We start from the raw sequence: 12,002 nt of genomic DNA, 5'->3' as shown, positions 1-12,002 counted from the left end.
TGCTCGCGATGGCTGACTCACATTCAGCATTCCTGCTGAATGACACACCGCTATCGCGAGCAAGCTCGCTCCCACAGGGATTGGCGTGGGCCTTAGTACAGGCATTCAACGGCCATGGCCGTGGCTTCACCGCCGCCGATGCAAATCGCTGCGACACCGCGTTTCAGGCCTTTCTGGCGCAAAGCCGAAAGCAAGGTCACCAGAATCCGCGCACCCGAGGCACCGATCGGGTGGCCCAGCGCACAGGCGCCGCCGTGAACGTTGACCTTGTTGTGGGGGATTTCCAGCTTGGTCATGGTCACCAGGCTGACCACTGCGAAGGCTTCGTTGACTTCGAACAACTCGACGTCATCCAGCGACCAACCGGTTTTCTTCAGCAGTTTCTTGATCGCGCCCACCGGTGCCACCGGGAACAGACCTGGCGTATCAGCGAAAGCTGCGTGACCGTGGATCACCGCCAGCGGTTTCAGGCCGCGTTTTTCAGCTTCTGAACGCCGCATCAGCAGCAACGCCGCCGCGCCGTCGGAAATCGAACTGGAGTTGGCCGCCGTCACGGTGCCGCCGTCACGGAACGCCGGTTTCAGGCTGGCGATCTTGTCCAGTTTGGCTTTCGGTGGTTGTTCGTCATCGGTGATGAGTTTCTGCTCTTTACCGACCATGACCTGCAACGGGACGATTTCGGCGTTGAAGCTACCGTCCTTGATCGCCTGTTGCGCGCGGGTGGTCGAAGCGATTGCGAACTCGTCTTGCGCTTCACGCGTGAAGCCGTTGGCCTCGGCGCAGTCCTCGGCGAAGGTGCCCATCAGGCGGCCCTTGTCGTAGGCATCTTCCAGACCGTCGAGGAACATGTGGTCAAGCACTTTGCCGTGGCCCATGCGGTAGCCGCTACGAGCGCGGTCCAACAAGTAAGGTGCGTTGGACATGCTTTCCATCCCGCCAGCAACTACCACGTCGGCACTGCCGGCCAGCAGCATGTCGTGGGCCAGGATGGCGGCTTCCATGCCCGAGCCGCACATTTTGTTCAGGGTGGTGCAACGGGTCGACTTGTCCAATCCTGCGCCCAACGCAGCTTGCCGCGCCGGAGCCTGACCGAGGCCGGCAGACAGCACGCAACCAAACAGCACTTCTTCTACTGCGTCGGCAGCCACACCGGCGCGTTCGACGGCAGCGCGGATCGCAGCGGCGCCCAGTTGTGGCGCGGTGAGGCTTTTCAGTTCACCTTGAAAACCGCCCATTGGGGTGCGGACGGCGCTGACGATAACGATCGGATCGTGGGACATAGTCATGACAAATACTCCTTATTTGGCGGCCATACGCAAGGCACCGTCGAGACGGATCACCTCGCCGTTGAGCATGCTGTTTTCTATGATATGCCTGACCAGCGCGGCGTACTCAACCGGTTTGCCAAGGCGTGGCGGGAACGGTACACCAGCGGCCAGGGAGTCGCGCACCTCCTGGGTCATGCCGGCCATCATCGGCGTTTCGAAGATGCCTGGGGCAATGGTCATCACCCGGATACCGAAGCGCGCCAGCTCACGGGCGGCGGGCAACGTCAGGCTGGCGATCGCGCCTTTGGAGGCGGCGTAAGCAGCCTGGCCGATCTGGCCGTCGAAAGCCGCCACCGAGGCGGTATTGATGATCACCCCGCGCTCGCCGTCTTCATTGGCTTCGGTTTCGGCAATCGCCGCAGCCGCCAGGCGCAGCATGTTGAAGCTGCCGATCAGGTTGACGTTGATCACCTGGCTGAAGCTGGCCAGCGCGTGCGGGCCGTTCTTGCCGAGGATTTTCTCGCCACGGACCACACCGGCACAGTTGACCAGCCCGTGCAGGCCGCCAAACGCTGCAACCGCTGCCTGTACCGCCGCTTCTGCCGCTGCTTCCTGGCTGATGTCGGCCACGACGCAATGCGCGCCGAGCCGTTTTGCCTGAGCGGCGACAGCTTCAGCGTTCAAGTCCACCAGCATCACTTTGGCACCGGCGCCCACCAGCATTTCAGCGGTGGCCGCGCCCAGGCCCGACGCACCGCCGGTGACGAGAAAAACCTTGTTTTCGATCTGCATCATTGTTTCCTTGGATTCAAGCTGAAACGTTCTTCGCCGTGGCCTCTTGAGCCTTGGCGATTTCCTGGTTGCGCAAGATAAAGCGCTGCAATTTGCCGCTTGGGGTTTTCGGCAATTCGCTGACAAATTCGATTTCACGCGGGTATGAGTGCGCCGCCAATCGCTTGCGCACATGCTGACGCAGCTCTTCGACAAGCTCGGGGGATGCACGGTACTGCGCGCTGAGCACGACGAAGGCTTTCACCAGCTCGGTGCGCTCCGGATCCGGCTTGCCGATCACGGCCGCCTCGACGACTGCCGGGTGTTCGATCAACGCACTCTCCACGTCGAACGGGCCGACCCGGTAGCCGGAGGTGGTGATCACATCATCGCTACGGCCGACGAAGCTGATGCTACCGTCCGGGTTCAGTTCGACGGTATCGCCACTCAGGTAATAGTTGCCGACGAAGGCCTTGGTCAGTGCGCCTTCGTAACCGGCGAACCAGCACATCGGCGACTGTGTGCGGTCGATGGCGAGGATCCCCGGCTGACCGACCGACAATTCGTTATAGGCTTCATCCAGCACCACGATCCGGTGGCCAGGCGAGGCAAACCCTGCAGCACCGACATGAACCGGATGTTCAAGGCCATGGTGGTTGCACAGCACCATGCCGAGTTCGGTCTGGCCGTAATGGTCGTGGATCACCACGCCGAGGTTGTCGGCGAACCAGCGGATCACTTCCGGGTTCAACGGTTCGCCGGCGCTGCTGACAATCCGCAGTTTGCCTTTGATCGAACGGGCGAACTCATCCCCGCCAGCGATCAGCAAACGGTACGCCGTCGGTGAACCGGTGAGATTGGTGATGCCGTATTTGTTGATCACCCGGCAGGTGCTTTCGAGGGTGAACGGACCATCGTAAAAGGTGATCGGATGGCCCATGGACAACGGTCCGGTCACACCAAAGTAGATGCCGTAAGCCCAGCCCGGATCGGCGACGTTCCAGAACGCATCTTCAGGGCGCAGGTCCACCGCGTCGCGGGTGTAGCTCTGGAACGCGACGATCGCCTTGAGCGGCACCGACAGGGCTTTCGATGGGCCGGTGGTGCCCGAGGTGAACATCAGCAGGAACGGGTCTTCGCCGTTCAGCAGCACGGGTTCGCATTGAGCGGAATAATTGGGCAGTTCAGCCCAGAAACTGAAATCGCCGCGGACGATGCCCTGACCTTTCTGGCCGCCGACGGTGACGATGATCGGGCAGTCGGCAACGTCATTGAGCTTTGGGCGATTAACCGCGTCGGTCACCACCACCGCGGCGCCGGAACTGTTGAGGCGGTGTTCGATGGCTTTCGGGCCGAAGGCGGTAAACAGCGGCTGGTAGACCGCGCCGATGCGCCAGGTGGCGAACACCACAATCAGCAATTCGACATTGCGCGGCAACAGACCTGCGACCTTGTCGCCCTTCTTCACGCCTTGAGCCAGAAGGAAATTGGCAAAGCGCGCGGCTTTGTCCTGCAGGTCGCTGAAGGTGAACGTGGCGCTGGCACCGTCGCGGCCCTCCCAGAACAAGGCAATGCGCCCGGGTATCGCATGACGGTCGCAGCATTCAACGCAGGCGTTGAGTGCGGTCAACGAGCCGCTGAGCGCAGCATCGACGGTGTGCTGATAGTTGAACTGTGAAGTCGCAGACAGGTAATCGCGCATTGCCAGAATCCCTCTGTATTTTTATTAGGTTGGGGGAACCGTAAAAATCCAGGAAATACTCGCTCCGCGGGCGGCGCGGGACAATGGTCAAAGCTTTCAAGTTGCGTGACTGGTTTGGCCAAGGTTCAAGAGATGTGGCGCCTGGGCGGACGTCATCGCGAGCAAGCTCGCTCCCACATTTTGAACGCGTTCCCCTGTGGGAGCGAGCTTGCTCGCGATGAGGCCGGCCGTATCAACGCTGGGTCTGGATCAATGGGCTTCGTTGAGAATCAAACTGCGATAATGCCCGGGATTGGACCCCGACCATTTGCGAAATGCCTTGTAGAACGAGCTGGCATCGGCAAACCCGAGCCGCGTGGCGATCTCGGCGAAGCTGATCGAAGGTTCGGCCAGCCAGACAATCGCCAGTTCCTTGCGCACGCTGTCCTTCAACCCCTGATAGGTCTGCCCTTCTTCCGCCAGGCGTCGACGCAGCGTCGAAGCAGACATACACAAGCGCTGCGCCAGGCTGTCGGTTTCCGGCCACTGTTCGGCAGGCAGTTGCCGCAAATCGTGTTTGATCCGGCTGGCGAGGCTTTGCGGGTCGCGATACTTGACCAGGATATTGGCCGGCGCATGGGCCAGAAAGCGCTTGAGCTCGTCGCTGCTGCGCTTGATCGGCAGATCCAGGCAATCAGCCGAGAAGATCATCCGGGTGCGCGGTCGGTCGAAGCGCAGGTTCTCGGAGAACATCACCTTATAGTCATCGCAGAAGTCCGGTTCCGCGCAGCGCAGTTCGATGGCCAGAATCGGTATCCGTCGCCCCGCCAGCCAGCAGGCAACGCCATGGACGATCATCCAGTAGGTGAAGTAAGTGAAGGCGCGACGCGGATCCTGGTCGTCTTCGAGCAGGACGATTTCCGCCAGGCTTTGCTGATGAACCAGCTGCGCGGGCATGCGCTCCAGCATCAACGACAGAAACCCCAACCCGGCCGTCAATCCCGCTGCCAGCGTCGGCTGGGCCATGGCGCAACGGCAGAGAAACTCCAGACTGCCGGATTTCAACCGGCGCGGGTCCATGCCAAAGAACTCATCGTCCATGCGCCGCGCCAGCAGTCGCCACAGCCGCGCATAGGCCGTGGCTGGAACACGCGCATCAGCCACGCTGAGCAAGCGCGGTTCAATCCCGACCTTGAGCAAGACTTCAATGCTGACCGCACTCGACTCGCAGCTTTGCAGCAGTGCTTCGCGCACCAGATGAATGGAGATGGTGTCTTTTTCCGACATTGAACGTGGTGAACCCTGTTTTTTGTTTGTCGGCCATCTTAGCGCAGACATCGATATTTTGACTCGTTCAGCTGCCGTTCAGGTAAATGACAATCACCTCTATTTAGTAATGAGTATCATTATGTTACAAATTAGCTTCCACTCTACAGATGACGCGGTGCTGAATGCTGGTTCCCTTTCTAATCATGCTGCGCGAAGGCGTTGAAGCGGCGTTAATCGTCGGCATCATTGCCAGTTATCTCAAGCAAACCGGACGCGGCCAATGGATGCCCGCCATGTGGATCGGGGTTTTCCTCGCCGTCGCGCTGGCTCTGCTGGTGGGCGGTGGCCTGGAGTTAGTCAGCGCTGAATTCCCGCAAAAACAACAGGAACTCTTCGAAGGCGTGATCGGCCTGCTGGCGGTCGGCATTCTGAGCTCCATGGTGTTCTGGATGCGCAAAGTGGCGCGCTCGATCAAGCACTCGCTGCACGTTTCCCTCGATCACGCGATGGCCGGTTCCAAACACCAGATCACTGCACTGATTGCCATGGTGTTCTTCGCCGTCGCCCGGGAAAGCCTTGAAACCGTGTTCTTCCTGCTCGCGGTATTCCAGCAGAGCGAAGGTCCGGGAGCGCCTGTCGGCGCCCTGCTCGGCCTGGCGCTGTCGATTGTCATCGGTTTCCTCATCTACAGCGGCAGCATGCGCCTGAACCTGGCCGCGTTCTTCCGCTGGACCGGGCTGTTCATTCTGATGGTGGCGGCTGGAATTCTCGCAAGCTCGGTGCGCGCACTGCATGAAGCCGGGCTGTGGAATCACCTGCAAACCGTTTTGTTCGATTTCAGCGCAACCCTGCCGATGGATGGCCCGTTGGGTTCGGTGCTGGCCGGCATGTTCGGTTATCAGGATGCGCCAACCGTCAGCACTCTCGGCGCTTACCTGATTTATCTGCTGGTCGCGCTGGTGATGTTCTTCCTTCCGGGCAGCGCGCCGGCCAAACCGGCCACCACGCCACCCTCTTCTGTTTCCAGCCATTAAGGGCATTCATGTCAAACCAGGCCCCTCTTCAGACCTCGCCTCCCCGCGCCTTGCGCTGGGCGGTGGCCGGTTCGGTGATCGTGATGATCGCCGCTGGCGGGTTGTTCTATTACGCGTCGCAAATGGCCGCGGCCAAGCGCCAGACCAATCATGACGAGATCACCGTCACGATTAATCCGCACAGCTGCGAGCCAAATGCTCTAAGCGTCCCGGCGGGCCACAGCAGTTTTCGCATCGTCAACCGCTCGGATCGCGCCGTTGAATGGGAAGTCCTCGACGGTGTTCTGGTGCTTGTTGAACGGGAAAACATCGCACCCGGCCTGAGTCAGGTGGTCACCGCCAACTTGTTGCCTGGAGACTACGCGATTACCTGCGGCTTGCTCAGCAATCCGCGCGGCACGCTGCACGTCACGCCCACCGCCGCATCCGATGCAGCGGCCAAGGCACGTCCGTCGATGGTGGCGTTTATCGGTCCTTTGTCGGAGTTTCGGGTTTACCTGAGCAGTCAGGGCACCGCACTGATCAACGCTGTCACCGCGTTGCAACAGGCCATCGACGCCGGTGACCTGGGTCAGGCCCAGGCACTCTACGTGCCGGCCCGCGTGGCCTATCAACGTATCGCGCCAGCGGCTCAACGGATGGCGGAGCTGGACAAGGTCATCAACGCTCGCGCCGATTACTTTGAAAAGCGCGAACAGGATCCGGACTTCATCGGCTTCCACCGTCTCGAGTACGCGCTGTTTCAACAACGAAACATCGACGGTCTGGCGCCGATCGCCCAGCGTCTGGTCGCCGACGTCACGCAGCTCAAGCAGCAACTGCTGGCCCAATCGCTGCCGCCAGAACAACTGGTGAGCATCGTCGCCCGCAATCTCCGCAACATGGCCGATGTACGCGCCAGCAGCGGTGAAGAAGAACGTTACAGCCACATCGACCTTAATGGTTTCGCCGCCAACCTGGACGTCACCCGCAAAGTGGTCGATCTGTTGCGTCCGTTACTGACCAAGCCTGCCGCCGCGTTACTGACCCGATTGGACACGGCTACCAACGCTCTCGATGCCGAACTCAATGGCTTGCAGGTGAAAGACGGTTACAGCAGTTACGACAGCGTCGGCGCCGATCAACGCGCACAACTCGCCGACAAGGCCAAGGTTCTGGCCGATGCACTCGATGGAATCGATCCCGCCCTTGGCCTCTCCGGCCTATAAGCAGAAGAAAAATCCAGATGAACGATTTAGATCAGATCAATGCCCAGCGTCGCCGCGTACTGCTGGGCATGGGCGCCGCCGGTGTCGCGTTGGCGGGCAGCACGTTGAGCTGTCCGGCCATGGCCGCCAGCCCGGCGCAAGTCACTGAAGCACCGAACAGCGACAAAACCCAGGATCGCCATGACTTCCACGGCCAGCACCAGACCGGCATCGTCACGCCGCGCCCGGCGTGCGGCATGCTGGTGTCGTTCGACGTATTGGCCACCGACCGCGAAGACCTCGAACGGCTGTTTCGCACGCTGAACCAACGCATTGCGTTCCTGATGACCGGTGGCCCGGTGGCTCAGGTCGACCCGAAGTTCCCACCCGTGGACTCGGGAATTCTTGGCCCGGTGGTGACACCCGACAACCTGACCATCACCGTTTCGGTGGGTGAATCGCTGTTCGACGAACGCTTCGGCCTGGCCAGCGCCAAGCCCAAGCGATTGATCCGCATGGTCGGCTTCCCCAACGATGCACTGCAACCGGAGCTCTGCCATGGCGACCTGAGTCTGCAGTTCTGCGCCAACACCGCAGACACCAATATTCACGCCTTGCGCGACATCGTGAAGAACCTGCCGGACCTGCTGCTGGTGCGCTGGAAACAGGAAGGCAGCGTTCCGCCGCAAGCGCCGGCCAAGCCTGGAACACCTGCGCAGAGTGCGCGCAACTTCCTCGGTTTTCGTGACGGTTCGGCCAACCCCGATTCCAACGACAAGAAAGCCATGGAGCAGATTGTCTGGGTGCAACCGGGCAGCGATGAGCCGGCCTGGGCGGCCAATGGCAGCTATCAGGCGGTGCGGATTATCCGCAACCTTGTCGAGCGTTGGGACCGCACGCCGCTGCAAGAACAGGAAAGCATTCTCGGTCGGGTCAAAAGTACCGGCGCGCCCATCGGTGGGAGCCATGAAAGCCAGGTGCCCGACTATGCCAAGGACCCTCACGGCAAGCTGACCAAAATGGACGCGCACATCCGTCTGGCCAACCCGCGCACTGCCGCGACCCAGGCGAACCTGATCCTGCGTCGGCCGTTCAATTATTCCAACGGCGTGAGCAAAAACGGTCAGCTGGAAATGGGCTTGCTGTTCATCTGCTATCAGGCTGACCTGCACAACGGTTTCATCACCGTGCAAACCCGACTCAACGGCGAGCCGCTGGAGGAATACCTCAAGCCCATCGGCGGCGGCTACTTCTTCACCTTGCCAGGCGTAACCGGCGACAAGGATTTCATCGGTCGCTCATTGCTTGACTCCACTCAACCGAAAACCACGGCTTAACCCCCTAAACACAACAAACTCACGGAAAAGTCCCATGAAAAAGTCGCCTCTCGCTTTGCTGGTTGCCCTTGGCCTGCTCCACGCTCCACTGTCAGCTTTCGCCGTCACAGCGCCGCTGGATCTGGTGGGGCCGATCTCGGATTACAAAATCTACGTCACCGAGCAGCTCGACGGGTTTGCCAGCCACACCCAGCAGTTCACCGACGCGGTGAAGAAAGGTGACCTGGCTACCGCTCAAAAACTCTATGCACCGACCCGTGTTTACTACGAGTCGATCGAGCCGATTGCCGAGCTGTTCAGTGACCTCGATGCGTCCATCGACTCGCGCGTCAACGACCACGAAAAAGGCGTCAAGGCTGAAGACTTCACCGGTTTCCACCGCATCGAATACAGCCTGTTCTCCGAGAAAACCACCGAGGGCCTTGGTGACCTGGCCGATGGTCTGAACAACAACGTCAAGGACCTGCAAACCCGCGTTGCCGGCCTGACCTTCCCTCCGGAAAAAGTCGTGGGTGGTGCTGCTACATTGCTCGAAGAAGTCGCTGCGACCAAGATCTCCGGTGAAGAAGACCGCTACAGCCACACCGACCTGTATGACTTCCAGGGCAACATCGACGGCGCGAAGAAAATCGTCGACCTGTTCCGTCCGCAGCTCGAGAAACAGGACAAGGCCTTCGTCGCCAAAGTCGACAAGAACTTCGCCAGCGTGAACACGATTCTGGCCAAGTACAAAACCGCTGGCGGCGGTTTCGAGACCTACGACAAGGTCAAGGAAAACGACCGCAAGGCGCTGGTCGGCCCGGTCAACACCCTGGCTGAAGACCTGTCGACCCTGCGTGGCAAGTTGGGTCTGAACTAAGCGTTGTTTCAACGTTGCCTGAACTGACGCCATCGCGAGCAAGCTCGCTCCCACACTGGATCTGTGTCTGACCACACTGTTGTGATCAACATAGAACCCATGTGGGAGCGAGCTTGCTCGCGATGGCGGCCTTACAGGCACCCATCCCCCGAAAACAACCGTTAGCCTGCTTCCTTTTATTTCAGACCCGCGCCATGATGCAGCTCTCTAACCGCCCGCCCGCGAACGAGCCCTCATGTCTGCGCAACAAACGCCTCCCACCAGCTCCATGGCGATCACCCTGCAGATCGTCTCCATCGTTTTTTATACCTTCGTCGCGTTCCTCTGCATCGGTCTGCCGATTGCGGTGTTGCCAGGCTATGTCCATGAGCAACTGGGTTTCAGCGCCGTCATTGCCGGCCTGACCATCGGCTCGCAGTACCTTGCCACCCTGCTCAGCCGGCCCATGGCAGGCCGTATGTCTGACAACATCGGCACCAAACGGGCGATTGTGTACGGGTTGCTGGGGATCGTGCTCAGTGGCGTGCTGACGTTGCTGTCGACCTTGTTGCAAAGCCTGCCGTTGCTGAGCCTGATGATTCTGATCGGCGGTCGCTTGTTGCTGGGGATCGCCCAAGGCTTGATTGGCGTCGGTACCATCAGCTGGTGCATGGGCCAGGTCGGTGCCGAACACACCGCCCGCTCGATTTCCTGGAACGGCATTGCCTCATATGGCGCGATTGCGATTGGTGCGCCACTGGGTGTGGTGATGGTCAGTCAGTTGGGTTTCGTGAGCCTTGGGATTGCACTCTCGGTGCTCGCGCTGGCGGCGCTGCTGCTGATTCGCAACAAGCCCTCGGTGCCGGTCATTCGCGGTGAGCGGTTGCCGTTTTGGGCGGTGTTCGGGCGCGTCGCACCCTTTGGCGCCAGCCTGAGTCTGGCTTCGATTGGCTACGGTACGCTCACCACCTTTATTACCCTGTTCTATATCAGTCGCGGCTGGACCGGTGCGGCCTGGTGCCTGACGGTTTTTGGCATCTGTTTCATCCTCTCGCGCCTGCTGTTTATCTCCAGCATCAACCGCTTTGGCGGGTTCAACTCGGCCATCGCCTGCATGAGCATCGAAACCCTGGGGCTGGGCCTGCTCTGGTTGGCGCCTTCAACGGCGGTGGCGTTGATTGGTGCGGGGCTGACCGGGTTCGGTCTGTCACTGGTTTATCCGGCATTGGGTGTCGAAGCCATCAAGCAAGTACCAAGCAGCAGCCGTGGTGCCGGCTTGAGTGCCTATGCGGTGTTTTTCGACCTGGCGCTGGCGATTGCCGGGCCATTGATGGGCGCGGTGGCGCTGAACCTGGGGTACTCGTGGATTTTCTTCTGCGCGGCGCTGTTGTCGATCACCGGACTGGGGCTGACTTTGCTGCTGAAACGTCGCTCAGCACTCAGCCCCTCGTAAGCCCCTGGCGTCTACGGCAACGTCTGGTCAGCCGTCTGCATCCCCGCCCCGCTCGGTTTGCTCAGGGTTTGGGCAAAGAAGCGCCCGGCTTCGGAGATCAGGTTGCGGTGAATGTCCTCGCGGTCAACGCCGTCAGCATCGGTGCACAAGGCCGGCATCGCCGCGAGTTGCTCCTGGGTACACGGTGCCATGAACACGAAATGCCCGGCCCCGGCCAGCAGTTTGAAATCCGGAGCAACAGGCAGCTTGCGAGCGAGCGCCGCGGCGTTTTTATCGAGGGCGACCAGTTTGTCGCCATCGCCGCTATAGAGCAGCACCGGCACATGCACACCGGCCAGGGTATGGCGGCCGAACTTCAGGCTCAATGGCGCCATCAGTAACAGCGCATGAACCCGCGGGTCAGCGACTGGCTGCAAGTCTTCGCGGTCGACAATCAGTTCACCGTTGGTGCTGCAGGCGTCCCCGTCGTCAGGGCGTTCTTTGCAGTAACGGCGTAAACGATTCAGGTCCGGTGTGGCGCCCGAAAGAATCAACGCCGTTTCGCCACCGGCCGAGTAGCCGATCACCCCGACCTCGTCGGGATTGACGAACGGCGACAGCATCGGGTCGGCCAGGGTGGCGGTGATGGCTTCGGAAATCTGGATCGGCCGGCCATAAAGGTTGCTTAACGTACCAAGGCGGCTGTGGTCCTTGGAGTTGTCGCCGGGATGAATCACCGCCACCACCACAAAGCCTTTGCGTGCCAGCGATGTGGCAAGGTCATGCAATGCCAGTGGAGTACCGATGTTGCCGTGAGACAGCATCAACATCGGAAAGCGGCCAATTGCGACTCTTGCGTCTTCGGTCGCCTGGACTTGATAACCCTCGAGCTTGCTTGAATGCTCGATACCGGTCGACGGGTAAAAGGCGATGGCCCGCATGGGCTGTGAATCCAGCGGATCGAGAAACGTCAGCTCATGGTAGCCAACGCTCCAATGAGGGTGCGGCGCAGGCGCGGCTTGCACTGAATTCAGGCTGCTGAGCAGGCAAATCAGTAACATTGCACAAAGACGCATCATGGGATGCCCCACCTTGTTACCCGATTGGAATACCCGTTTTCCGCCAATCCCTTGGACTTAGAGCCTTGTGTCGGTGTTTGCCACTTTTTTCAAGGTCTACGCAGAA

General features: G+C 60.3%; 10 protein-coding genes. 5 read left to right on the top strand and 5 right to left on the bottom strand.

Annotated features, from left to right (window positions below; genetic code table 11):
* Nucleotides 1-92: 92 nt before the first annotated feature.
* From AC1DIG_RS08330 to AC1DIG_RS08315, 4 genes are all read right to left on the bottom strand, one after another.
* Nucleotides 93-1,286, bottom strand: a complete 1,194-nt coding sequence (locus AC1DIG_RS08330) for an acetyl-CoA C-acyltransferase (RefSeq protein WP_477766907.1) — start codon at nucleotides 1,284-1,286, stop codon at nucleotides 93-95.
* 12 nt (nucleotides 1,287-1,298) lie between these two features.
* Complete coding sequence (locus tag AC1DIG_RS08325) at nucleotides 1,299-2,060, bottom strand: SDR family NAD(P)-dependent oxidoreductase (protein ID WP_019690523.1); 762 nt, start codon at nucleotides 2,058-2,060, stop codon at nucleotides 1,299-1,301.
* A gap of 16 nt (nucleotides 2,061-2,076) precedes the next feature.
* On the bottom strand, nucleotides 2,077-3,741 hold the full coding sequence (locus tag AC1DIG_RS08320; protein WP_477766906.1) for an AMP-binding protein: 1,665 nt from the start codon (nucleotides 3,739-3,741) through the stop codon (nucleotides 2,077-2,079).
* 249 nt (nucleotides 3,742-3,990) lie between these two features.
* Nucleotides 3,991-5,007, bottom strand: a complete 1,017-nt coding sequence (locus AC1DIG_RS08315) for an AraC family transcriptional regulator (protein ID WP_477766905.1) — start codon at nucleotides 5,005-5,007, stop codon at nucleotides 3,991-3,993.
* A 164-nt stretch (nucleotides 5,008-5,171) separates the two neighbouring features.
* Here AC1DIG_RS08315 and efeU point away from each other — a divergent pair, with 164 nt between their 5' ends.
* From efeU to AC1DIG_RS08290, 5 genes are all read left to right on the top strand, one after another.
* A complete protein-coding gene (gene efeU, locus AC1DIG_RS08310; protein ID WP_477766904.1) occupies nucleotides 5,172-6,023 on the top strand; it encodes an iron uptake transporter permease EfeU in 852 nt (283 codons plus the stop codon).
* An 8-nt stretch (nucleotides 6,024-6,031) separates the two neighbouring features.
* Nucleotides 6,032-7,231: an iron uptake system protein EfeO gene (efeO, locus tag AC1DIG_RS08305; RefSeq protein ID WP_477766903.1), complete on the top strand. Its 1,200-nt coding sequence runs from the start codon at nucleotides 6,032-6,034 to the stop codon at nucleotides 7,229-7,231.
* 17 nt (nucleotides 7,232-7,248) lie between these two features.
* Nucleotides 7,249-8,547 carry an iron uptake transporter deferrochelatase/peroxidase subunit gene (efeB, locus tag AC1DIG_RS08300; protein ID WP_477766902.1) on the top strand — a complete coding sequence of 433 codons (1,299 nt, stop codon included), beginning with the start codon at nucleotides 7,249-7,251 and terminating at the stop codon, nucleotides 8,545-8,547.
* 34 nt (nucleotides 8,548-8,581) lie between these two features.
* Nucleotides 8,582-9,406 (top strand): iron uptake system protein EfeO, encoded by an 825-nt coding sequence (efeO, locus tag AC1DIG_RS08295; protein WP_477766901.1) that lies wholly within the window; start codon nucleotides 8,582-8,584, stop codon nucleotides 9,404-9,406.
* 235 nt (nucleotides 9,407-9,641) lie between these two features.
* The gene (locus tag AC1DIG_RS08290; protein ID WP_477766900.1) at nucleotides 9,642-10,838 is read left to right on the top strand and encodes an MFS transporter; all 1,197 of its coding nucleotides are present in this window, start codon (nucleotides 9,642-9,644) and stop codon (nucleotides 10,836-10,838) included.
* Nucleotides 10,839-10,849: 11 nt separating this feature from the next.
* Here AC1DIG_RS08290 and AC1DIG_RS08285 read toward each other — a convergent pair whose 3' ends face one another.
* A complete protein-coding gene (locus AC1DIG_RS08285; protein ID WP_477766899.1) occupies nucleotides 10,850-11,896 on the bottom strand; it encodes an alpha/beta hydrolase family protein in 1,047 nt (348 codons plus the stop codon).
* Nucleotides 11,897-12,002 lie beyond the last annotated feature (106 nt).

The organism is Pseudomonas sp. 05N431, assembly GCF_056397005.1.
The sequence above is the reverse complement of the archived record's forward strand: the minus strand, read 5'-3'. Positions and strand labels throughout refer to the sequence as shown.